The following is a 23292-nucleotide window of genomic DNA, read 5'->3' on the forward strand; positions in this document are numbered from 1 at the left end:
GCAGTAGGGGGACGGTCATGAGCAAACGCGTGGCATTGGTACTGGGATCAGGGGGTGCGCGGGGGTATGCGCACATCGGCGTGATCGAAGAAATAGAGCGGCGTGGCTACGAGATCGCCTGCATCGCCGGCTGTTCGATGGGCGCAGTGATTGGCGGCATCTACGCCGCCGGCAAGCTGGACGAATACCGCAGCTGGATCGAGAGCCTGGACTATCTCGACGTGCTGCGCCTGGTGGATGTGAGCTTTCGCCTGGGCGCGATCCGTGGCGACAAGGTGTTCGGCCAGATCCGCAAGATCGTCGGCGAGGTGAACATCGAGCAACTGTCCATCCCCTACACGGCAGTGGCAGCGGACCTCACCAACCAACAGGAAATCTGGTTCCAGGAAGGCTGCCTGCACCAGGCGATGCGCGCCTCAGCGGCGATCCCCAGCCTGTTCACGCCGGTGATGCAGGGCAACCGCATGCTGGTCGATGGTGGCATTCTCAATCCGTTGCCGATCGTCCCGGTGGTATCCAGCCATTGCGACCTGATCATCGCCGTCAACCTCAACGCCACCAACCAGAAGCAATACCAATTGCCGGTGATCGAGCGGCCAGCGGCGTTCAAGATGCGTTTCGATGCCGTCATCAGCTCGCTGGGCTCACGCCTGCCCTTTCGCCGTAAACCGGCCGAACAACTGATACGCATCGAGCAGGAAATCGTCGCAGAGGGGCTGACTTCGAGCGAACCCTGGCTTGGCGAATCTGCCGACCCGGAAGGCCAGCAACCGGCAGCGGCCCCCGAGCGTGGCGGCGCACCCAGATCCGCCACCGGCTCCTTCATCGTCGATAACGTGGGGCCTGCGTCATTGCTCGATCTGATCAACCAGAGCTTCGAGGTCATGCAGACCTCCCTGGCCCAGTACAAGATTGCCGGCTATCCGCCAGACGTACTGATCAACGTGCCCAAGCGGGTCTGCCGATTCTTCGAGTTCTACAAGGCGCCGGAACTGATCGCCTTGGGGCGGGAAATTGCCCGGGATACCCTGGACAGTTACGAGGGTGAACGGCGCTAGCGCCGAATGCCAAAAACAAGAAAGGCCGCATGAGCGGCCTTTCTTGTTGCGGGCGCACACTCAGTAGCGAGTGACGTCAGCAGCGGCTTCCAGTTGCTTGCGATAGGCCGCGAAGTCCTGCTGGCCTGCACGCGAAGCGAGGTAACGGCGGATCTGCGCTTTCTCCTCGTCGGTGGCCGCAGCGCCTTCGTTGACCCCCTTGAGCTGCAACACCACCAGGCTGCCATCGCCCAGGACCACGCTGCCGTAGACCGGCTTGTCCTTGGACTCGGGCTTGGCCAGGCGGAATACCGCTTGCAGCTCGGCCGGGTCGATACCGTCCTGGCCGCGGGTGACCGCTTCCTGGGTCTTCCACTTCTGGCCGTCCTGCTCGGAGGTCAGCGGGATGGCGCCATCACGCAGGCCAGCGATCAGCTTGTCGGCCTTGGTCTTGAGCTCGGCAGTCGCCTTCTCCTTGGCCAGGTGCTCGCGGATGTTCTTGGCCACGGCCTCCAGCGGTAGTTGCTCAGGCTTGCGGTGCTCTTTGACGCGCAGAACGACCACGGTTTCCGGATCGAGCTCGATGGCGTTGCTGTTAGCCCCCTCTTCCAGCACTTCCTCGCTGAACGCTGCCTGGACGACCGAACGGTTGGCAGTGATGCCCTCTCCACCTTCACGACCGAAGGCAGCGGAAGTCTGCACTTTCAGACCCAGGTCCTGGGCCGGTTGGGCCAGATCAGAGGCTTCGAACGCTGCGTCTTCCAGTTGCTTGGTCACTTCCACGAAGCGTTGCTCGACCTGCTGGGTCTTGAGCTCGCGGGTCAGCTTGTCCTTGAGGCTGGCGAAGGTCGGGACTTGCGGTGCCTGCACGCCCAGCAGCTTGATCAGGTGGTAACCGTACTCGGTGCGTACCGGGGCGGAGACCTGGTCCTTGTTCAGCTTGTACAGAGCGTCTTCGAAGGCTGGGTCATAGACGCCTGGGCCTGCGAAGCCCAGATCGCCACCATTGCTGGCCGAACCTGGGTCCTTGGAGAACTCCTTGGCCAGCGCGGCAAAGTCCTCTCCCTTGGCCAGACGCTGCTGGATCTCTTCGATACGGGCCTTGGCCTGTGCGTCGGAAACCTTGTCGTCGACCTCGATGAGGATATGCGCGGCATGGCGCTGCTCGGCCAGGTTGGCGATTTCCTTCTCGTACAGGGCCTTGAGCTCATCCTCGTTGACCTGTACCTGGTCGAAGAAGGCCGACTTCTTCAGCTCGATGTAATCAATGACCACCTGATCAGGCGTCATGAATTCCTTGGCGTGCTGATCGTAGTGCGCCTTGACCTGGTCGTCGCCTACCTTGACGGCTGCCGGGTCGGCCTTGAAGGTCAGCGAAGCGAAGTCGCGGGTTTGCTTCTCCAGACGAGCGAAGGCTTCGACCTGTTTGTCGGTGACGAAGCTGCTACCGGCAAGACCGGTGCGCAGTTGCCCGATGAGCATTTCCTCGGCCAGCATCTCGCGGAACTGCATGCGGCCATAGCCCATCTGGCGAATGACCGCATCGAAACGTTCGGCGCTGAACTTGCCATCGACCTGGAACTCCGGCGTTTGCAGGATCAGTTGATCCAGCGCGGCCTCGGAGAAGGCGAACTTGGCGTCCTCGGCACCCTGCAACAGCAGCTTGCGCTCGATCAGCCCTTTGAGCGCGGCTTCACGCAGCATCTTTTCATCCAGCAGCGCTGGGTCAAAATCCTTGCCCAGCTGTTGCATCAGCTGGCGGCGCTGCATGTCGACGGCCTGGCTCAGCTCGTTCTGGCTGATGGTCTGGCCGTTCACCTTGGCGGCGTCCTGGCTATGACTGGTGGCCTGGAAAATGGCCTCGAAGCCGGTCAGCGCCATCAGCACGACGATAAGGCCGATGATGGTCTTGGCAATCCAACCTTGTGAATTGTCCCTGATATTCTGCAGCATGCGTCCCCCAGAAACGGTTGTACCACTGCGTCGACAACCGCGGAGCGTGGGTAGAGTCCTGATAGAAGAAAGGCGCATCCTGTGGGATGCGCCTTTTCAAAGCGAGCGTGCCAACGGGAACGTTTGCGGCCCCGCCGTCACGCGGTCGGGCCTGGTGTGACCAGGTCCGGCTGAAAGAGACGACTTAGTTGACGGCGTCTTTCAGGCCTTTGCCAGCCTTGAAGCCTGGAACCTTGGCAGCAGCGATCTTGATCGCTTTGCCGGTTTGCGGGTTGCGGCCGGTGCGCTCAGCGCGCTCCTTGACCGAGAAGGTACCGAAGCCAACCAGTACAACATCGTCACCTTGCTTCAGGGCGCCGGTGACGGATTCGATGACTGCGTCCAGCGCACGGCCAGCTACAGCTTTCGGAATGTCAGCGGATGCGGCGATAGCGTCAATCAGTTCCGACTTGTTCACTCTAAGTCCCCTTATATCTCTATTGAGTTTGTTTCTAAGTATGTAATGAAAAGCTTATGAAACGAGCACTGGGCGGCCTATTGACACTGGCGTGCCGTTTTATAGCAAGGCCCCGAAAAAACTGTCAAGGAAAGCCCCCCAGCGAAATACGTACTAGTGCGTGCTGATTCTTTCCTTAGCATCGCCGTCGCGCTTTTCATCTTTCGCGACAATCTCCGGAGCCACATCTGGCAAGGGCTCCGGGGCGTATTGCAGCGCAATTTGGAGGACTTCGTCAATCCATTTGACCGGTTTGATCTGAAGATCCTGTTTGATATTTTCCGGAATCTCCTTCAGATCACGAACGTTTTCCTCTGGAATGATCACCGTCTTGATCCCACCGCGGTGTGCCGCGAGGAGTTTTTCCTTCAGGCCACCGATAGCCAGAACCTGGCCACGCAGGGTGATTTCACCGGTCATGGCCACATCGGCGCGTACCGGAATCTGGGTGAGCGCAGAGACCAGCGCGGTGCACATGCCGATACCCGCACTCGGGCCGTCCTTGGGCGTGGCGCCCTCGGGCATGTGGATGTGCACGTCGTGCTTCTCGTGGAAGTCAGCGGCGATACCCAGGCTGCGGGCACGGCTGCGTACCACGGTCTGCGCGGCGGTGATCGACTCGACCATGACGTCGCCCAGGGAGCCGGTCTTGATCAACTGGCCCTTGCCTGGGATGACCACGGCTTCGATGGTCAGCAGTTCACCGCCCACCTGGGTCCAGGCAAGACCGGTGACCTGACCGATTTGATCCTGCTGCTCGGCCAGGCCGTAGCGGAACTTACGCACGCCCAGCAGATGCTCGAGCTGCTCGCCGGTTACCTTGACCTTGAGCTGCTTCTCGCCGGTGTGCTCCTTGACCACCTTGCGGCAGACCTTGGCGATCTGGCGCTCCAGGCCACGTACACCGGCCTCGCGAGTGTAGTAACGAATGATGTCGCGGATCGCCGTGACATCGATCTCCAGCTCGCCCTTCTTCAGGCCATTGGCCTTCACTTGCTTGGGCGTCAGGTACTTGACCGCGATGTTGATCTTCTCGTCTTCGGTGTAGCCCGGCAGGCGGATGACTTCCATCCGGTCAAGCAGCGCCGGCGGAATGTTCATCGAGTTCGAGGTGCACAGGAACATCACATCCGAGAGATCGTAGTCGACCTCCAGGTAATGGTCGTTGAAGTTGTGGTTCTGCTCGGGGTCGAGCACTTCAAGCAATGCCGAGGCCGGGTCGCCACGCATGTCGCTGCCCATCTTGTCGATCTCGTCCAGCAAGAACAGCGGGTTGCGTACGCCCACCTTGGTCATTTTCTGAATCAAACGACCCGGCATGGAGCCGATGTAGGTACGACGGTGGCCACGGATCTCGGCTTCGTCACGCACACCGCCCAGGGCCATTCGCACGAACTTGCGGTTGGTGGCGGCTGCAATCGATTCAGCCAGCGAGGTTTTACCCACGCCAGGAGGACCTACCAGGCAGAGTACTGGGCCGCGAATTTTCTTCACGCGCTTCTGCACGGCGAGATACTCGAGGATGCGCTCCTTGACCTCTTCCAGGCCATAATGGTCAGCATCGAGGATCTCCTCGGCCTTGGCCAGGTCCAGACGCACCTTGCTCTGGGCTTTCCATGGTACCTGCACGAGCCAGTCCAGGTAGGAGCGGACCACGGTGGCTTCAGCGGACATCGGCGACATCTGCTTGAGCTTGTTCAGCTCGGCCTGAGCCTTGGCCAGGGCGTCCTTGGGCAGACCAGCGGCTTCGATACGCTTTTTCAGCTCCTCGACTTCGTTGTGGCCTTCGTCACCATCACCGAGCTCTTTCTGAATGGCCTTCATCTGCTCATTCAGGTAGTACTCGCGCTGGCTGCGCTCCATCTGCTTCTTGACCCGGCCGCGGATGCGCTTCTCGACCTGCAGCAGGTCGATTTCCGCGTCCAGCAACGCCAGGACATGCTCGACCCGGGTAGGCAGGTCGACGATTTCGAGGATTTCCTGTTTCTGCTCGATCTTCAGGGCCATGTGGGCAGCCATCGTATCGACCAGACGGCCAGGCTCTTCGATGCTGTTGAGCGAGGACAGGACTTCAGCCGGCACCTTCTTGCCCAACTGAACGTATTGCTCGAACTGCGATAGCAGCGTGCGCACGAAGACTTCCGACTCGCGCTCGGCAGCTTCGACTTCATCGATCAGGGTGACTTCGGCACGGACGTGCCCTTCCACTTCCGTAAAACGCTCGACGGCGCCGCGCTGCTCGCCCTCGACCAGCACCTTGACGGTACCATCGGGCAGCTTCAGCAATTGCAGGACAGTGGCAATGGTGCCGACGCGGTACAGGGCATCTTCGCCTGGATCATCGTCGGCAGGATTCTTCTGGGCCAGCAGGAGGATCTGCTTCTCGCCCGTCATCGCGGCCTCAAGGGCTTCGATGGACTTCTCGCGTCCCACGAACAGCGGGATGACCATATGCGGATAAACGACGACATCGCGCAATGGCAAAAGAGGCAAGTCGAGGGTGGTCTTCATGATTTCGCCTCTACAGCGGCCTTATGGCCGGAAACCAGTGGAAATGATGCTTGGACCTAATGTGGGGGCAGGTCCGTAAAATTACAAGCGTTGAGATCGGAAAAGCAGAAAGGGGCCCGTAGGCCCCTTTCATGCTCGACTTGGCTTACCCGACTCAGGCGTCAGGTGCAGCCTTGGCTTGCGGCTCGCTGTTCTCGTAGATCAGCAACGGCTGCGAAGTGCCATCGATAACGCTCTCATCGATCACCACCTTGCTGACTTCCTTCTGCGAAGGAATCTCGTACATGGTGTCGAGCAGCACGCCTTCGAGGATCGAACGCAGGCCACGGGCGCCGGTCTTGCGCTCGAGCGCTTTGCGAGCAACCGCCTTGAGCGCGTCGCTGCGGAACTCGAGGTCCACGTCTTCCATCTCGAACAGCTTGGCATACTGCTTGGTCAAGGCGTTCTTCGGCTCGGTGAGGATCTGCATCAAAGCAGCCTCGTCGAGCTCATCGAGGGTTGCCAGCACTGGCAGACGGCCGACGAACTCCGGAATCAGGCCAAACTTGACCAGATCGTCCGGCTCGACCTCACGCAGCGACTCGCCAACCTTCTTGCCTTCTTGCTTGCTACGCACCTCAGCACCAAAACCGATACCACCTTTGGTGGAGCGGTTCTGAATGACCTTTTCCAGGCCCGAGAACGCACCACCGCAGATGAACAGGATATTGCGGGTATCGACCTGCAGGAACTCCTGTTGTGGATGCTTGCGACCACCCTGAGGCGGCACGGAAGCCACGGTGCCTTCGATCAGCTTCAACAGCGCCTGCTGCACGCCCTCGCCCGACACGTCGCGGGTGATGGACGGGTTGTCCGACTTGCGGGAGATCTTGTCGATCTCATCGATGTAGACGATACCCATCTGGGCCTTTTCTACGTCGTAGTCGCACTTTTGCAACAGTTTCTGAATGATGTTCTCGACGTCCTCACCCACGTAACCGGCTTCGGTCAGGGTGGTAGCGTCGGCAATGGTAAACGGTACGTTCAACAGGCGTGCAAGGGTTTCGGCGAGCAGCGTCTTGCCCGAGCCGGTCGGCCCGATCAGCAGGATGTTGCTTTTGCCGAGCTCGACTTCGTCGCCCTTCTTGTCACGCTGATTCAGGCGCTTGTAGTGGTTGTAAACCGCTACGGACAGCACCTTTTTCGCGCGTTCCTGACCAATGACGTACTGGTCCAGGATACCGCTGATTTCTTTCGGCGATGGCAATTTGTGCGCGTTGCTCTCGGCCTGGGCTTCCTGCACCTCCTCACGGATGATGTCGTTGCACAGGTCGACGCACTCGTCGCAGATAAATACCGAGGGCCCGGCAATCAATTTGCGCACTTCGTGCTGGCTTTTGCCGCAGAAGGAGCAATAGAGCAATTTGCCGCTGTCCTCGCCGTTACGGGTGTCAGTCATTCGATCGATCCAATCCGGTAGGCATGAAACACAAGATGAAGGCAATTGCGGGCTTTTTCAAGTCCGCAGGTAGGCGCCATCGGCGCCCACCCGCTCTGGCACCTTGGTTCAGGACGCCAGTTGCCGCTTGTCGTAGACCGAGTCGATCAGGCCGTACTCGGCCGCGCGCGCGGCGCTCATGAAGTTGTCACGTTCGGTGTCGCGCTTGATGGTCTCGAGGTCCTGCCCGGTGTGGTGGGCCAGCAGCTCGTTCAGACGCGCCTTGATGTTGAGGATTTCCTGGGCGTGGATCTCGATGTCGGTCGCCTGGCCCTGGAAGCCGCCCAGCGGCTGGTGAATCATCACGCGTGAGTTCGGCAGACAGTGACGCTTGCCTGCGGCGCCAGCCGCAAGCAGGAACGCGCCCATGCTGCAGGCCTGACCGATGCAGATGGTCGAGACGTCCGGCTTGATGAACTGCATGGTGTCGTAAATCGACATGCCAGCAGTGACCGAACCGCCCGGCGAGTTGATGTACAGATGGATATCCTTGTCCGGGTTTTCCGCTTCAAGGAACAGCAGTTGTGCCACCACCAGGTTGGCCATGTAGTCCTCTACCGGACCAACCAGGAAAATCACACGCTCCTTCAACAGGCGCGAGTAGATGTCGTAGGCGCGTTCGCCACGGGCGGACTGCTCGATAACCATCGGGACCAGACCACCTGCGGCCTGGATGTCGGAGCTCTGTTGAATATAAGAATTGCGGGACATGTCCTGCACTCACTCCCAAATAGTCATGGCTTGAATACGCACAAGCCAGCTCGAAGGCTGGCTTGTGGGGGTTTCCTACGAGAGAAGACCTATCACTCAGCGGCGGCAGGAGCCTGTGCTGGCTTGACAGCTTCTTCGTACGAGACCGACTTGTCGGTCACAGTCGCTTTCTGCAGGACAGTATCTACAACTTGCTCTTCCAGCACAACCGAACGGACTTCGTTCAGTTGCTGGTCGTTCTTGTAGTACCAAGCGATAACCTGCTCCGGCTCTTGGTAGGCCGAGGCCATTTCCTCGATCACTTCACGGACCTTGGCATCGTCCGGCTTCAGCTCGAACTGCTTGACCACTTCAGCGACGATCAGACCCAGGACCACGCGGCGCTTGGCTTGCTCTTCGAACAGCTCGGCCGGCAGTTGCTCAGGCTTGATGTTGCCACCGAACTGCTGAACAGCCTGCACGCGCAGACGGTTGACTTCGTTTTCCAGCAGCGCCTTTGGCACTTCGATCGGATTGGCGGCCAGCAGACCGTCCATGACCTGGTTCTTGACCTTGGCCTTGATTGCCTGGCGCAGCTCACGCTCCATGTTCTTGCGAACTTCGGCGCGGAAGCCTTCCAGAGTCGATTCCTTGATGCCGAACTGGGCGAAGAAGGCTTCGTTCAACTCAGGCAGCTGAGGAGCCGAGACGCTGTTGACAGTGATGGTGAACTCGGCAGCCTTGCCGGCCAGGTCCAGGTTCTGGTAGTCCTCAGGGAAGGTCACGTTGACAACGCGCTCTTCGCCAGCTTTGGCGCCAACCAGGCCATCTTCGAAGCCAGGGATCATGCGACCGGAGCCCAGCACCAGCTGAGTACCCTTGGCCGAACCACCGGCGAAGGCTTCGCCGTCGATCTTGCCGACGAAGTCGATGTTGACCTGGTCGTCGTTCTGGGCGGCGCGCTCAACGGCCTCGAAACGGACGTTCTGCTTGCGCAGCACTTCCAGCATGTTGTCCAGATCGGCGTCAGCGACGTCGGCGCTCAGACGCTCGACCTTGATCGACTCCAGGCCACCCACGGTGAACTCTGGGAAGACTTCGAAGATGGCGACGAATTCCAGATCCTTGCCTTTTTCGAAGGACTTCGGCTCGACGGCAGGAGCGCCAGCCGGGTTCAGCTTCTGCTCGACAATGGCTTCGTAGAAGGAAGCCTGGACCAGGTCACCGAAAGCCTCTTGACGGGCATCGGCTTCGAAACGCTGGCGGATCACGCTCATCGGCACCTTGCCTGGGCGGAAGCCGGCGACTTTGGCGCGCTTGGCAGTCTGCTGCAGACGCTTGTTGACTTCGTTCTCGACGCGCTCGGCCGGAACGGCGATGGTCATGCGACGCTCGAGAGCGGAAGTGTTTTCAACAGAAACTTGCATGGATATTCCTCGTTGCACAGACGTTAGCCGGCGATAGCCCGACTCCAGAATCAAGGGCAAGCATTCTAGTGACTCACGCACCAGAAGTCACCCCACCCCGGACGACGGAAAACCACGCCGGTCAATTTTATTGAAGAGCCCGTGCGGCGCACCGCCGAAGCCCTTGCGTATCGCTTGCGCGCAACGGCGACTGCCCGTCGCACGCACTGTAAAAACTTGTCAAACAAATGCAGCTATATATAAGGCAGCACTCAGTCGGGGTCGATCTCGTTGAACTGGCAATACTCCTCCCAGCTCATACCCAACGCCTGCGCCACCTCACGGTGCACCTCGAGGCGCATGATCTGCAGCTCCTCGGGACTTTGGGCGATCAACTGCAATGCCAGCTCCCAAGGCTCGACACCTTGCTCTTGCGCCGCATCTTCGAACGCCCACAGGATCTGCTGGGCCTGCTCACGCGCATCCAGCTCGCGGATTTCCTCGAGCAATTGCGGATTGGCCTCGGCGAAGCGCTGCAGCGCCAATGCCTGGCGAGCTTCTTTTGCAATCATGCGACAGCTCCTATATCGGGCCCGCTTGCCCCTATTTCAACCAGCTGAAATCTAACAATTTTTGCCCAGGCATCACCAGTACCACACGCCGGGCGCTGACGACTGAAAAAACTGCAGGCAATAAAAAAGCCGCTCTGGGCGGCTTCTTTAATGGGTTTCGCGCAACTCAACGAAAGGCGGCGAAACCAAGGATGGTGCGGACGAAGAGACTCGAACTCTTACAGCTTGCGCCGCTGGAACCTAAATCCAGTGTGTCTACCAATTTCACCACGTCCGCGTGGAGCACTTAAAACAAAGGCGCCAGATTATACAATCAAGGCGCCTTCGAGAATATGGGGTGGACGATGGGAATCGAACCCACGACAACTGGAATCACAATCCAGCGCTCTACCAACTGAGCTACGCCCACCATATTGCGGTATTGCGTTACAACATCACTTGCTGTGCCAAAGCTGCCTTAATGGCGCACCCGGCAGGACTCGAACCTGCGACCATCCGCTTAGAAGGCGGATGCTCTATCCAGCTGAGCTACGGGCGCATATTCAATCTGCTTTCTGTTACGATTGCAAATCAACTTTCAGCCGTACCGAACAAGCTAACAAATCCGCTCATTCTGCCTGACCTTGCTAACCAGTGCTAGGCTCTGCCCGACAAGTGCGACGAATGTTATAGACGAGCCGAAAGGTCGTCAACACTTTTTTCAAAAAAATTTAGTTTATTTAAGGGGTTAGGGGATTTGGCCGACCACCCGCCTTTGCCCTCGGGCCGTGTCGTGCGAGAATGCGCCCTCTTTTATGTTCCCTTCTCGATGGTTAATCACGCGTCTATGACTGCACACCTAATCGATGGCAAGGCGATCGCCGCCAACCTGCGCCAGCAGATCGCTCAACGTGTCGTGGAGCGTCGCCAGCAAGGCCTGCGTACCCCAGGCCTCGCGGTGATCCTGGTCGGTACCGACCCAGCTTCCCAAGTCTATGTCTCGCACAAGCGCAAGGACTGCGAAGAAGTCGGCTTCATTTCCCAGGCCTTCGACCTGCCCAGCGAGACCACGCAGCAAGCCCTGACCGACCTGATCGACCGCCTAAACGATGATCCGGCCGTCGACGGCATTCTGCTGCAACTTCCGCTGCCGGAGCACCTGGATGCCTCGCTGCTGCTCGAGCGCATCCGTCCGGATAAAGACGTCGACGGCTTCCACCCCTACAACATCGGCCGCCTGGCCCAGCGCATCCCGCTGCTACGCCCCTGCACGCCGAAAGGCATCATGACCCTGCTGGAAAGCACCGGCCAGGATCTGTACGGCATGAACGCGGTGATCGTCGGCGCCTCCAACATCGTTGGTCGCCCCATGGCCATGGAGCTGCTGCTGGGTGGCTGCACCGTCACTGTCTGCCACCGCTTCACCCAAGACCTGGCCGGACACGTCGGCCGCGCTGACCTGGTGGTAGTCGCCGCCGGCAAGCCGGGGCTGGTCAAGGGCGAATGGATCAAGGAAGGCGCCATTGTCATCGACGTCGGCATCAACCGTCAGGAAGATGGCAAGCTGGTGGGCGACGTGGTCTTCGAGACCGCCCTGCCTCGCGCCGGCTGGATCACGCCTGTGCCAGGCGGCGTAGGTCCGATGACCCGTGCCTGCCTGCTGGAAAACACGCTTTACGCGGCAGAAGAACTGCACAAGTAGTTCGCCCTCCGCGCTAACGGCACCTCTCGAGGTGCCGTTTTTCTTTCCGGCCACGGCTGGTCTGCGGTACTTATCTAACCCTTCTGACGCCCCGCATCGCCCTAGGCTCGCCGCTTCTGATACCAGAGGTACGGCCATGAGCCCATCGCACTTCAGCTTCATCGACACCCGGCTGCCAGCCTGGCTGAAATCAGCCACCCCAGCCCAGCGCCAACGACTTGAACAGCACACACGCCAGAGCCATCGCGCCACCCGCACGCTGGACCGGGCATTGAAGCAGGTGCAGTCCATCGACGACTTCTGCCGTCCGTTGCTCGAAGATGCCCTGCCCTATTGGTACCCCGACCGAGAGCTGCCCACACCCGAGCAAGGGTGGCTTCGGAACAACACCGACAAACGCGACATGTCTTGGCTCGAAGCGGCCATGCAGAACTTCGACAGCGACACACCCGTGACGCTGTACCTATCCAAGGACGCCCCCAGCCCGATGATCGTGGACAGCACATTGTTCGTGAAAGGCGCACGGAACCTGGACCTGGGACAACGTTACCGAAACCATCTCGCCGAACACGTCGACACCCCGTCGTTTCGGGAATTGGTGCGCGAGCAGGACCGCACGGCCTTCACCGCCGACACCACACTGGCCGAGCTGCAAAAGCATCTCGATAGCCGAGGCCGGATGCTGGCAGACGCAGCACTGGCAGGCGAATCGTTCCTGCTTCACAGCGATGGCAAACCCTGGCCTCTGGAGTGCGGGTACCTGGAGTTGTGCGGTACACCTTTATATGGCCCCTTGCTGATCCGCCAGCAGCCCATCGAGGGTGTCGAACCGTGTCTACTCTACTTGCCCGGCCATCCGCGCCAGCCATTGCGTCAATATGCCTCGTTGCGGGCCGCAGGCAAGGCGCTGACCCGACTGCTGCGCAAGGACAGCGAACGACGTTTCTTCATGCGTTATGCCGCCCACGCCGAGCAACCTGGATTGGCCACCCAGTTACGCCAAACCTTGTTTCCGCATTATCCCTACAAGGATCTGCAAACGACCACACCGGTCCTTGAAGAAGGTCAGTCCTTCGACTGGCTCAAGCGCCTGTTCCCCAGCCCTCGTGACCTGTGGCAGCCAACGCTCGACAAGAACGCCCGCTTGCCGCTGGCGTTCAAGCAATGGTCCGGTGATTGTTTCAAAGCGCGTGCACGCACCCGCGTCGAACTAATGCTGCGCAACGCCACCGACATCGCCGTGCCCGTCGCACAGCGGGACGCCGCCGCCCAATTGGCCCGCATCGAAGGCTGGCTGGGGGTTGGCTTGTCGGTACTGAACGTGGCCGGTTTTTTCGTTCCTGGGCTCGCCGAAGTCATGTTGGTGATTGGCGGTGCGCAATTGGTCGATGAGTTTCTCGAAGGCGTACACGCGGCGAACGAGGCCGACGCCGATGCGGCCATCGGCCATCTGTTCTCGGTCATCGAGAACCTGGTGCAATTGGCCGCGCTTGGCACGGCCGGGCAGTTCATCGAACCCCAAGGCACCCTGCATGACTGGTATCGCATCGGCCATGGCGGCCAACAACGTCTCTGGCATGGCGATCTGGAGCCGTTCGCTCGCATACCCCCCACGCCCCTGCCGCCCAGCCTTGACCCTTACCCACTCCAAGGACGCCATTGGATCAAGCTGGACGGCCAGCACTACCCGGTCGAAGCCCCCCCTGAGGGCGGTTGGCGACTCTGCGCAGCCGAAGGGCATCGCCATCAGCCGTCTCTGCTCGGCAATGGTGAAGGGGTTTGGCTACTGGACCACGAACGACCGCTGGCCTGGGAAGGCGAAGTCCTGTTGCGCCGGCTCGGCCCGATCACTGACGCGCTGGACACCACCACACTCCAAAAAGCCCTGCGCTGCAGCGGCTACGACGAAGCCACCTTGCGCAAGGCGCTCGTCGAACATCGCCCGTTGCCAGCGTTACTGCTGGAAAGCCTCGAAGCCTTTGGTGCGCACCTTGAACCGACACGGCCTCTCTTCACCCATGAAGATGCACTCCTGGCCAAGGACTTCCCTTCGCTCAGCCCAACACTACGCCGGGAAATCCTGGCCCAAGCCCGGCCCCGTGACTTGAGCCAAATGCAGCGCACCGGCCAGGTCCCACTCAACGTGGCGGAAACCGCTCGCCTTTACCTACGGGCCTCACGCGTAAACCGTGCCCTTGTCGCGCTTCATCAGGCCAGCGACAACCTCAATGATCGCGACGCGTTGGTGTTCGCTGCGCTGCAGCGGCTGTCGGGATGGTCTGGCCAAGTGCGTCTTGAGCTACGCGCAGATCGCCTGGGCGGCTCACTGCTGGAGACGGCAGGTGCAGCCGATGCGCCGATCAAGACCCTCGTACGTCGCACCGATGGCTATGAACCATTTGACGAGACCGGCCAGAGCCTGGCCAACCGAGACACGCTGTTCCGGGCGATCCTTCAGGCCCTGCCCGACAGTGAACGGGACAATCTGGGCCTGCAGATCCATGAAGCGGATACCTTACGCGACCGGCTTTTCGACCTGGCGACTTCAGATCGGGAAAACACCGCCCGTGACCTTGGCATGCAGCCTGTACGCCCCTGGTACCGCCTGCCCACGCGACTGCCGGGCAGCCCTCGCCTCGGCTACGCCTTGAGTGGTCGGGGACGAGGCTGGTTGGCCGCTGACGAGCAGTTCGACCAATTGTTCCCTTCCAACCTGGACAACGACCGGGAAACGCTGCGCGCCCGGCTACGCGAACAGACGGGCCATGACCCCATCGCCTTCAGTCACCTGATGCAGGATTTGCGCGACCAGTACCGGCAACTGGACAGCGCCTTGCAAGGTTGGGTGAATGACGCCGACGGCATCGCCGCCGATGCCGCCGAGGAGCGTCGCACCGCAAGGCAGGCCATTGCCGAACGCATCCGTCGGGCTTGGCGGCGTGAAAACAACGACGCCAATGGGAGCCTCGACGATGTCATTCTGCAAATAGATGGGGAGTACGTGGGAACGCTGCCGGCCCTTCCTGTGCAACTGCCGCATGTTCGCCAGTTGAGCGTCACCGGCTTGTGGCGGGGCAACACCAACAGCCTGGGAGCGTTTCTTGCCGCCTTCCCCAAGGTACGCGAACTGGAACTCACCGAGGACGGCCTGACCACCCTGCCCGAACAGTTGGCCGAGCTGGCGGATCTGCACTCACTGGACCTTTCGGAGAACAACCTGGATCTGGCCCTTGAAGCCAATCTGTCCATGCTGGGTCGCCTGACCAACCTACGCAGCCTGAACCTGAGCAGCGCCATCGAAGACCTGCCAGTCGCTGCCCTGGAGCAACTTGCGCAATTGCCCAACCTGATGGGGCTGCAGGCGGAAACGAACGAGCTGCTCCTGGGCGTCGAGCACTTCCAGGCCTTGCAACGCTGCCCGGCGCTGGTCGAACTGAGCCTTGGCCACAACGACATCACCCTCGACAACGCAAGCCGAGCAGCGCTCGCGCAGTTGAACCGGTTGCGCATCCTGTTTCTGCACGAAAACCCCTTGGACCTTGCCCCAGACATCACCGGCTGGACGCATCTGGAGCGACTGGACCTGGAGCAGACCGGTATTGCCGAATGGCCAGCCGGTATCGAAGCGCTGCTGGGGCAGCAACCTTTAGCCCTTCGCGCCGTGGACCTGAGCAACAACCAGTTGCACGACGCCCCTGATCTTCGCGATACCGCATTCGCCGCGGCGGTCAGAGCGGAGGAAGCCGACATGTACCATGCCTTCCAGAACAACCCCTTCAGTGAAGAAGCCCTGCAGCGATTGAACGATGCCGGCCTGCCAACCGTAGCTCAAGTCGACCATCTGGACTGGCTGGTCGATCTACCTGAGACCCTTCGCGACCATGTCGCTGCCACCGCTCAGAGCCCTGAATGGCAACCGCTGTACGAAGTGTTCCGACGCGTGGAGGATACCCGGGACTATGAAGCCAGCCCCAATGCTATGCGTCGACGCATGCAGACCATCATCGAACGGTTGTCCGCCCGCGGCGAAGGCGAACAGGGCACTCGTTGGGGCCGAGCCCAAGTGCAAGAACGCATCATCGATCTGATCAATGAAGCCGCTCACGGCTGCGTCGACCAGGCCAGCCTCCTGTTTCAGCAGATCGAGACCGAGGTCCAGGTGTGGCAGCAGGTACTCAACGCCAGCCCCGGCGACGCCAGCGAGAAGGTGGCAATCACCATCGGCCGCTCTCTGTTGCGCCAACAACTGCTGGATGAGCGCATCGGTGCCGTGTATGACGCACGGGTCGCCAGGCGCAAGGCGCTCATAGCTGGGCGCTCCGCCGACGAGACGCCACCGCTGCAGGGCGCAGACGATATCAGCGACACGCAATTGCGCGACCCCACCTTTCTCCTCGACGAACTGGAAATGGCCCTCCATGCCAGGATGCGGTTGGGAGACCGTCTGGAACTCCCGCCACAACCAGGCCAGATCAGCTTCGACTACCTTGCACAACTGAGCCCGGCCACCCTGGACCAGCTTTGCGAGGTGATCACGGCCCAAGCGGATACCCCTCGACTGACCCAATGGGCCGGCGAGCAACCGTTCTGGCGAGACTGGATCGAGCGCCTGCGCCCCCAGGCTTTCGCACACCTGGCCAACGAATGGGATGGCGCCAGCGCTTATTTCGACACCCTCAGCGAACCGGGCGAATTCGTCCCCTATACCGGCCCGCTGGTGCCCCCGGCATTCATCGACGCACTGGCAGGCGAGCGCCCGGACATCCCTTGGCGGCAAGACGGTGTGGTGCAGCGCATCGATCTGGTGTCCAGTCGCTATCGCGATGAAGAGGCGCTCTACAGCCGAGCGGGGGAACTCTTGCTGAAAACACGTCGAGAAGCGGATGCAATCCTGCTCCGACAACTCACCGAAACCCTGGCCAAGGCTTACCTGCCGTGATGACTGGCCGGTGGGGCGCTGCGCGTCTCACCGGCTCTTCCCCCTCGCGATAGAGCCATGCGAAAAATATCCGCCAACTGGTCAGACCGGTAAGGCCGAAATTTCTTGCAAAAGTGTGTTTTTCGCGGTTTTATGATCTCGCACTGACCAAACCGGTAAGACCACAATAATTAAGTCCTGCGCTCTTTCGCCGTCGCCGGCACCGAAGCAAGGACACCGATCAGAGATCCCTCCCATGCTCAAATGGTGCTCGCGTTCGATCTTCCTCCAAGTCGTGCTAGGCCTCGCCCTTGGCATCGCTTGCGGCCTCAGCTTCCCCGAAGTGTCCTTACAGCTCAAACCTTTGGGTGACGGCTTCATCAAACTGATCAAGATGCTCATCGGCCTGATCGTCTTCTGCGTAGTGGTCAGCGGCATTTCCGGTGCTGGCGACCTGAAGAAGGTCGGACGCATTGGCTTGAAGTCAGTGATCTACTTCGAAGTGCTCACGACCATCGCCTTGGTGATCGGCCTGGTGTTCGCCTTCACCAGCGGTATCGGTAGCGGTGCCAACATCCACCTGGAGCAGTTGTCCAGTGCCGATGCCGCCAGCCTGGCCGAACGCGGCCAGCACATCCACGGCGCCACGGCCTTCTTCATGGACTTGATCCCGACCTCGGTGATCGGGGCCTTTGCCGACAACAACATTCTTCAGGTCTTGCTGTTCTCGGTACTGTTCGGCAGTGCCCTGAACCTGGTGGGCGAATCCGCGTCCGGGATTTCGCGGCTGATCAACGAACTCAGCCATGTGGTATTCCGCATCATGGGCATGATCGTGCGCCTGGCGCCGCTGGGCGTGTTCGGCGCCATCGCCTTCACCACCAGCAAGTACGGCCTGGAGTCGCTGCAGCACCTGGGCGGTCTGGTGGCACTGTTCTACCTCACCTGCGCAGGCTTCGTGTTGATCGTCCTCGGCACGGTGATGCGCCTGTCGGGCCTGAAATTGCTGCCGTTCATCAAGTACCTGCGTGAAGAGCTGACCATCGTCCTGGGCACCGCCTCCTCCGACGCCGTGCTGCCACAGATCATGCGCAAGCTCGAACACCTGGGCATCGGCAGTTCCACCGTGGGCCTGGTGATCCCGACCGGCTATTCCTTCAACCTCGATGGCTTCTCCATCTACCTGACCCTGGCTATCGTGTTCATCGCCAACGCCACAGGCACGCCGCTGGCCATGACCGACCTGCTGACCATCCTGCTGGTATCGCTGGTGACTTCAAAAGGCGCCCATGGCATCCCAGGCTCGGCCTTGGTGATCCTCGCCGCCACCCTCACCGCGGTACCGGCCATTCCGGTGGTGGGTCTGGTGCTGGTGCTGGCGGTGGACTGGTTCATGGGCATCGGCCGGGCATTGACCAACCTGATCGGCAACTGCGTCGCCACCGTGGCCATCGCCCGCTGGGAGCGGGACATCGATCTGGAGCGCGCCAACAACGTGCTGGCCGGCAAGCCGGGCTTCGCCCCGACTCCGCGCAAGCAACCACCTCATGCACACCAGCAGGAATTCTAAAACCGCCGCGGCCGGCGATGGGCCGGCCGCCAGGAGACATGATGCAACTAGGGAGCGAACCGTGATCAGCTCATCAACCGTCGTCAACTCAGTGGTGGAGAAGCTCCGCCAGGCCCTGGCCAGCGGCCAGTGGCGAACCGGCGAAATGTTACCCGGCCAGCGCGAGCTGGCCGAACAACTGGGCATCAGCCGTCCCAGCCTGCGCGAGGCCGTGACCGTGCTGGAAACCCTAGGCCTGGTGCGCTCGATGCCAGGCAAGGGCGTGCTGGTGCTCGATGCCGAGGCCGCCGCCCAGGAGCCGGCCAGCGATAGCGTGGCAGCCGCAAGCCTGGCCGATGTACTGGAGCTGCGCTACACCCTCGAGCCGTTCATCGTCGGCCTGGTCGCCCAGTCGGCCAACAGCCAGGACATCGGCCAGTTGCGCCTGACCTTGATGGACATGCGCGAAGCCTTGGAGGCCGGCGACAGCGAAGCGGGGGTCAACGCCTACATCACCTTCCACGAGGCGTTGTTCGGCCTGACCACCAACCCGATCTTCCAGAGTGTGGTGCAACAAACCAGCAATGCGCTCAAGCAGAGCACCGAGATGCTGCGCAACTCACCGGAGCACCTGGCCGCCCGGCTGACTGAAAATGAAGCGGTGGTGCGTGCCATCCGTGACAAGAACAGCGCCCAGGCCAGTGCCCAGATGCGTCGGCATATCCTTGAGGAAGGCCAGCGCATGGGCATCGAGCTGAACATCCCCGAAGAACACCCGGGCCAATGACCCAAGGAGCGACCATGACTGCCTGCGCCCACGCCGCCGTCCCTCGCCTGCCAGCCCTGCTCGCCAGCGGAGAAACCCGTCTTTCGGCCGAGCAGATCTATCCACGCCTGTTCGATGCCATCCTCGAGCAGCGCCTGCCACCAGGCAGCGCCCTGCCCGAACAGGCACTGGGCAATGCCTTTGGGGTCAGCCGCACGGTGATCCGTCGGGTGCTCGGGCGTCTGTCGGACCAGCAGGTGGTGGTCCAACGCCCCAGCCATACCGCCCACCTGGCGACACCCGATCCCCAGCAGGCGCGCCAGGTGCTCAGCGCCCGGCGTCTGGCCGAAACCACGCTGATCAGCCTGGCCACGCAGCGCGCCCGTCCCGCGCAGATCCGCCAATTGCGTCAGTTGGTCGAACGCGAGCGTCTGCACCATGAGCGCGGCGAACGCTGTACGGCGATCCGCCTGGGCGGCGAGTTCCACCTCAAGCTTGCGCAGATGGCCGCCAACGCTCCGCTGGCGCGCTTTCTCAATGGCCTGGTGCCCATGACCTCGCTGATCATCGCCCGCTATGAATCGCCCTGCTGCGAGCATTGCGCCTGGCAGGAACACGCCACGATCATCGATGCCGTGGAAAACGGCGATGTCGAAGCTGCCCTGGCTTTGATGAACGAACACCTGGACCACTTGGAAGCCAAGCTTGACCTGGGCACCCCGGCCTGACGTTCGCAACTGGCGTCGTGGGGCTGGCGGAGCCTGCGATGGGCCGCAAAGCGGCCCTTTGAGTCTGGAGGGGCTCCACCGTTTTAGGCGCAGCCCCGCAGGACAACCTGCTCCCATCATTACAGGCGTGCGCGATGGACTGCACAACAGCCCCTGGTTGCCCCTGCCTATACTTCTGTAACCACCCCGCCTTTTCCCAGGAAGGCCAGCCGCGTGAACACGCGTACCCTGCTCCTGCTGTCGTGTCTGCTGCTTACCTTCGCCGGGTGCGCGGGCAAGCGCCCCCCTGCCCCGCCGCCGCCCGTGACCATGACGCCAGCCCTCTGGCAACGTATCGACCAGGAACTGATCGAAGCCTCGGTCGCCGCCACCGGCTCGGCCAATGACTATGCAAGACGTTCGATGCGGGTCTGGAAAGATCAAGTGCAGCAGCGCACCGAAAGCGATTTCATCCCCTGGTTCACCGGCTATTGGACCCAGCAATGGCTGACGCTCAAGGTCGCCTGGTACAAGATGAACAGCGGCAACGGTGCCGAACCGCCCGAACGACGCCTGGCGATGTACCTGCAAGAGCAGTATCACAAGCGGGTGATTGAACCTGTCGCCGAGCAGATCAACCCCGAAGGGATCCGCGACCGGGCCAGCGAGCTATACCTGCAACTGTTCGGCCAGCAACTGCCGACCATCATCCAGCGCTACAACGCCCCGCCCGACCAGGTCAGCCAGCGACTGAATCGCATCAAGATCATTGCCCTGGGGCCACCGCCTGCCCGCGATGCCACCCTCTATCAGTTGCTCAGGGCCCAATCCCTGGATCAGCAACCCGCCTGGCAGGCGCTACGTCAGCACTTGCATCAGCAAGCCGCCAAGGCGCCTGGGCAAACCGAAGCCGGGTTGTCCTCGGTGGCCAACCGGGCCAGCGAAAAACTGGGCGCTACCCTCGCGCCACGGGGCATCGCCAGCGCCGTCGCCGCAGCGGTGGGCAAGGCAGCCGGGACTTTGATTTCCTTGGCGGCAGCCGGCTACGGCATGGTCACCCACGATCAGGAGCACCCGCAGATGGTCGAGCAACTGCGGGTGATCTTGAATGTGGCGCTGAACGAGGAATGGCACGATCTGATGGAGAATCGCCAGAGCGGCGCGATGTCTGGCGTGTACTACCTCTCCGGCCAGGTCGAGGACAGTCTGCTGGCCAGCGCCCCGAAGCCGCAGGAGCGGCAGGAGCAGGCGCCGATGCAGCAGCAGGAACCTCTGCTGATTCGCCTGCCGCCCTGACGCAAACGTTACTTCAGGCAGTCGCCATCGCCGAGGTCGGCAACCCGAACACCCGATCGAAGGCCCAGTTGTAGGCGAAGGTGTAGCACGGGATCAGGACGATGAAGGCCAGGTCCACCAGGAAGGCCTCCAGCAGGGTCATGTCCAGCCACCAGGCGATCAGCGGGATCAGGTAAACGATCAGGGTCAGTTGGAAACCGACGGCATGGGCAATTCGCCGTGCCACGCTGCGGCCGCGTTTAGCCTGACGGCTTTCCCACCACTCGAACAGGGTATTGAAGATCAGGTTCCAGATCATCGCGATGGTGGTGATCATCACCGCCAATGGCCCGGTGTGACTGGCCTGGGTGTCGGAGAGGTAGGCCAGCCCCAGGGTCGACATGCACAGGCCGATCAGTTCATAGAAGGTCACGTAGACCAGTTTTCGTTTGAATCCTTGCACGGTTTTCTACCCCTGGGTGTATCACAAAGTCGGGCAAGGATGAATCAATCGGCTTGACAGAAAAAGTCGGCAGCTTTCAGATTTATTGATAGGAGGCTGCCCCATGAATTTTTCCAGCGACAACATCCAGCTGTTTCTCGCCGTGCTCGACCGCGGCTCCTTTTCGGCCGCCGCCCGGGTTCTACAGCGGGTTCCCTCGGCGGTGAGCATGGCCATCGGCAATCTCGAGGCGGAGCTGGGCTATCCCTTGTTCGAGCGGGGAGCCCGCGAAGCGCGTCCCACCGCCCAGGCCCGTGCTCTGGAACCTCACGCGCGATTGATCGCCGAGCAACTGGGGCTGCTGCAAGCCCATGCGCTGGAGTTGTCCCAGGGGTTGGAAAGCCGCCTTGCCATCGCAGTGGTCCCGAACATCGACCAGCGCCGGTTGCTCAGCGCCATCGCCACCTTGAGCGAACGCTACCCATTGCTGGACATCGAGCTGCTTGCCGCGCCCCAGGAAGAAGCGCTGCACCTGCTCGACAGCGGCCGGGTCAATCTGTGCATGGCCTTTGCAGGATTGCAGGTCGACCCTCGTCGCAGCTTCCAGCACATCGCGGTGGAATCGTTGGTCGCCACCCTGGCGCCGCATCACCCGGCGCTGCGCAGCGGGCGCCTCCACAATCTGGAGGACCTGTTCGACGTGCGCCAGATCCTGGTGTGCAGTCGTGACCTGCCGTTGTCCGACCCGCGCTCGCTGATCAGCGCGACCCACTGGCGCTGCAACAGCCTTGACCTGGCCATGCAGATCGTCGAAGCCGGCCTTGGCTGGGGTGACTTCCCGTTGACGCGAGCCGCCCCGCTGTTCGCTGCCGGCCGGCTGGTGCGCCTGGATTTTCGCAACACCCAAAATGCCCTGGAACTGCCGGTACGGGTGTTCTGGCTCAAGCAACAGCCTTTGGGCCAGGCGGCGCGCATCCTGGTGGAGCTGCTGGCATCACGGTAAGCGCCTCCCCCAAGCCCAAGCCGCCAGCTCTACGACGGACGGCTCATCAATTTTCAGGAGATCCGGCCGATACCGAGGTGACAGGTACCGCCCATCGCGCCAAGAGCGTGCGGCGTCCTCCCTTCATTGGCCCAAGGTCTCGAAACATGAACCTGAAATTCCGCCACAAGATCCTGCTCAGTGCCTGCGGCGTGGTCGTCCTGGCATTTGCCCTGTTCACCCTCTACAACGACTACCTGCAGCGCAACATCATCCGCCAGAACATCGAGTCGTCTGTGCGCCAGGCCGGCGCACAAACCGCCGGTAGTGTGCAGAACTGGATGACCGGGCGCATCCTGGTGCTGGAAAACCTGGCCCAGGACATCGCCCAGCAGGGCGCTGGCGAAACCCTGCCCGGGCTGGTCGATCAGCCGTCCTACACCAACACCTTCCAGTTCACCTATTTCGGCCAGAACAACGGCGTGTTCACCCAACGCCCGGACGCCAAGATGCCCGACGGCTACGACCCACGCCAACGCCCTTGGTACAGCGCTGCAGTGGCGGCTAACCAGACCCTGCTGACCCCGCCCTACCAGGCTTCCGTGGGCGGTCTGGTGGTGACCATCGCCATGCCCGTCAAGGCCAAGCGCAGCGGCGAACTGCTGGGTGTGGTCGGTGGCGACCTGAGCCTGAACACCCTGGTGGACATCATCAACGCCGTGGACTTCGGCGGCATCGGCCATGCCTTCCTCGCCGATCGCAGCGGCCAGGTCATCGTCAGCCCCGACAAGGACCAGTTGATGAAAAACCTCAAGGACATCTACCCCGAT

Annotated in this window: 17 protein-coding genes and 3 tRNA genes; 9 read left to right on the forward strand and 11 right to left on the reverse strand. The window is 61.3% G+C overall.

Annotated features, from left to right (window positions below; genetic code table 11):
* Positions 1-17: 17 nt before the first annotated feature.
* The gene (locus ACNFCH_RS19015; RefSeq protein WP_416743302.1) at positions 18-1058 is read left to right on the forward strand and encodes a patatin-like phospholipase family protein; all 1041 of its coding nucleotides are present in this window, start codon (positions 18-20) and stop codon (positions 1056-1058) included.
* A gap of 60 nt (positions 1059-1118) precedes the next feature.
* Here the strand turns inward: ACNFCH_RS19015 and ACNFCH_RS19020 are convergent, their stop codons facing one another.
* The 10 genes from ACNFCH_RS19020 to ACNFCH_RS19065 form a co-directional block, all read right to left on the reverse strand.
* A complete protein-coding gene (locus tag ACNFCH_RS19020) occupies positions 1119-2990 on the reverse strand; it encodes a SurA N-terminal domain-containing protein (protein ID WP_337160077.1) in 1872 nt (623 codons plus the stop codon).
* Positions 2991-3174: 184 nt separating this feature from the next.
* On the reverse strand, positions 3175-3447 hold the full coding sequence (gene hupB, locus ACNFCH_RS19025) for a nucleoid-associated protein HU-beta (protein WP_011533117.1): 273 nt from the start codon (positions 3445-3447) through the stop codon (positions 3175-3177).
* A 153-nt stretch (positions 3448-3600) separates the two neighbouring features.
* On the reverse strand, positions 3601-5997 hold the full coding sequence (gene lon / locus ACNFCH_RS19030) for an endopeptidase La (RefSeq protein WP_070573988.1): 2397 nt from the start codon (positions 5995-5997) through the stop codon (positions 3601-3603).
* A gap of 154 nt (positions 5998-6151) precedes the next feature.
* Positions 6152-7435, reverse strand: a complete 1284-nt coding sequence (gene clpX / locus ACNFCH_RS19035; protein ID WP_196165137.1) for an ATP-dependent Clp protease ATP-binding subunit ClpX — start codon at positions 7433-7435, stop codon at positions 6152-6154.
* 108 nt (positions 7436-7543) lie between these two features.
* Positions 7544-8185, reverse strand: a complete 642-nt coding sequence (gene clpP / locus ACNFCH_RS19040) for an ATP-dependent Clp endopeptidase proteolytic subunit ClpP (protein WP_043213484.1) — start codon at positions 8183-8185, stop codon at positions 7544-7546.
* Between the two features lie 92 nt (positions 8186-8277).
* Complete coding sequence (gene tig / locus ACNFCH_RS19045) at positions 8278-9591, reverse strand: trigger factor (protein ID WP_337160078.1); 1314 nt, start codon at positions 9589-9591, stop codon at positions 8278-8280.
* Positions 9592-9842: 251 nt separating this feature from the next.
* On the reverse strand, positions 9843-10142 hold the full coding sequence (locus ACNFCH_RS19050) for a DUF6388 family protein (RefSeq protein ID WP_337160079.1): 300 nt from the start codon (positions 10140-10142) through the stop codon (positions 9843-9845).
* Positions 10143-10334: 192 nt separating this feature from the next.
* Positions 10335-10419, reverse strand: a tRNA-Leu gene (locus ACNFCH_RS19055).
* A 56-nt stretch (positions 10420-10475) separates the two neighbouring features.
* A tRNA-His gene (locus ACNFCH_RS19060) sits at positions 10476-10551 on the reverse strand.
* A 52-nt stretch (positions 10552-10603) separates the two neighbouring features.
* Positions 10604-10680: transfer RNA gene (locus ACNFCH_RS19065), tRNA-Arg, on the reverse strand.
* Positions 10681-10968: 288 nt separating this feature from the next.
* Between ACNFCH_RS19065 and folD the strand changes: the two genes are divergently transcribed.
* The 6 genes from folD to ACNFCH_RS19095 all read left to right on the forward strand — a co-directional run bounded on the left by folD (position 10969) and on the right by ACNFCH_RS19095 (position 21059).
* Positions 10969-11823, forward strand: coding sequence for a bifunctional methylenetetrahydrofolate dehydrogenase/methenyltetrahydrofolate cyclohydrolase FolD (gene folD / locus ACNFCH_RS19070; protein ID WP_196165134.1), 855 nt, complete (start codon positions 10969-10971; stop codon positions 11821-11823).
* Between the two features lie 136 nt (positions 11824-11959).
* Positions 11960-16762 (forward strand): dermonecrotic toxin domain-containing protein, encoded by a 4803-nt coding sequence (locus ACNFCH_RS19075; RefSeq protein ID WP_337160080.1) that lies wholly within the window; start codon positions 11960-11962, stop codon positions 16760-16762.
* Between the two features lie 235 nt (positions 16763-16997).
* Positions 16998-18311, forward strand: coding sequence for a C4-dicarboxylate transporter DctA (locus tag ACNFCH_RS19080; protein WP_337160081.1), 1314 nt, complete (start codon positions 16998-17000; stop codon positions 18309-18311).
* Between the two features lie 61 nt (positions 18312-18372).
* Positions 18373-19077 carry a FadR/GntR family transcriptional regulator gene (locus ACNFCH_RS19085; protein ID WP_337160082.1) on the forward strand — a complete coding sequence of 235 codons (705 nt, stop codon included), beginning with the start codon at positions 18373-18375 and terminating at the stop codon, positions 19075-19077.
* Between the two features lie 14 nt (positions 19078-19091).
* Entirely contained in the window at positions 19092-19784 is a 693-nt protein-coding gene (locus tag ACNFCH_RS19090) for a GntR family transcriptional regulator (RefSeq protein ID WP_337160083.1), read from the forward strand.
* Between the two features lie 213 nt (positions 19785-19997).
* Positions 19998-21059 carry a hypothetical protein gene (locus ACNFCH_RS19095; protein ID WP_337160084.1) on the forward strand — a complete coding sequence of 354 codons (1062 nt, stop codon included), beginning with the start codon at positions 19998-20000 and terminating at the stop codon, positions 21057-21059.
* Positions 21060-21072: 13 nt separating this feature from the next.
* Here the strand turns inward: ACNFCH_RS19095 and ACNFCH_RS19100 are convergent, their stop codons facing one another.
* Positions 21073-21501: a PACE efflux transporter gene (locus ACNFCH_RS19100; RefSeq protein WP_337160085.1), complete on the reverse strand. Its 429-nt coding sequence runs from the start codon at positions 21499-21501 to the stop codon at positions 21073-21075.
* 103 nt (positions 21502-21604) lie between these two features.
* Between ACNFCH_RS19100 and ACNFCH_RS19105 the strand changes: the two genes are divergently transcribed.
* Both ACNFCH_RS19105 and ACNFCH_RS19110 read left to right on the forward strand, forming a co-directional pair.
* Positions 21605-22483 carry a LysR family transcriptional regulator gene (locus ACNFCH_RS19105; RefSeq protein WP_337160086.1) on the forward strand — a complete coding sequence of 293 codons (879 nt, stop codon included), beginning with the start codon at positions 21605-21607 and terminating at the stop codon, positions 22481-22483.
* Between the two features lie 146 nt (positions 22484-22629).
* Positions 22630-23292 (forward strand): cache domain-containing protein (locus ACNFCH_RS19110; RefSeq protein ID WP_416743303.1); only part of this gene is annotated, 663 nt, incomplete at its 3' end.

Origin of the sequence: Pseudomonas sp. NY15354, from assembly GCF_048068075.1 — a bacterium.
Taxonomy (GTDB): domain Bacteria; phylum Pseudomonadota; class Gammaproteobacteria; order Pseudomonadales; family Pseudomonadaceae; genus Aquipseudomonas; species Aquipseudomonas guariconensis_C.

Bases quoted from the DNA above. Each gene is read 5' to 3' on its own strand.
- ACNFCH_RS19015 (WP_416743302.1), top strand. From the start codon at position 18: ATGAGCAAACGCGTGGCATTGGTACTGGGATCAGGGGGTGCGCGGGGG.
- ACNFCH_RS19020 (WP_337160077.1), bottom strand. From the start codon at position 2,990: ATGCTGCAGAATATCAGGGACAATTCACAAGGTTGGATTGCCAAGACC.
- lon (WP_070573988.1), bottom strand. From the start codon at position 5,997: ATGAAGACCACCCTCGACTTGCCTCTTTTGCCATTGCGCGATGTCGTC.
- clpX (WP_196165137.1), bottom strand. From the start codon at position 7,435: ATGACTGACACCCGTAACGGCGAGGACAGCGGCAAATTGCTCTATTGC.
- clpP (WP_043213484.1), bottom strand. From the start codon at position 8,185: ATGTCCCGCAATTCTTATATTCAACAGAGCTCCGACATCCAGGCCGCA.
- tig (WP_337160078.1), bottom strand. From the start codon at position 9,591: ATGCAAGTTTCTGTTGAAAACACTTCCGCTCTCGAGCGTCGCATGACC.
- ACNFCH_RS19050 (WP_337160079.1), bottom strand. From the start codon at position 10,142: ATGATTGCAAAAGAAGCTCGCCAGGCATTGGCGCTGCAGCGCTTCGCC.
- folD (WP_196165134.1), top strand. From the start codon at position 10,969: ATGACTGCACACCTAATCGATGGCAAGGCGATCGCCGCCAACCTGCGC.
- ACNFCH_RS19075 (WP_337160080.1), top strand. From the start codon at position 11,960: ATGAGCCCATCGCACTTCAGCTTCATCGACACCCGGCTGCCAGCCTGG.
- ACNFCH_RS19080 (WP_337160081.1), top strand. From the start codon at position 16,998: ATGCTCAAATGGTGCTCGCGTTCGATCTTCCTCCAAGTCGTGCTAGGC.
- ACNFCH_RS19090 (WP_337160083.1), top strand. From the start codon at position 19,092: ATGACTGCCTGCGCCCACGCCGCCGTCCCTCGCCTGCCAGCCCTGCTC.
- ACNFCH_RS19105 (WP_337160086.1), top strand. From the start codon at position 21,605: ATGAATTTTTCCAGCGACAACATCCAGCTGTTTCTCGCCGTGCTCGAC.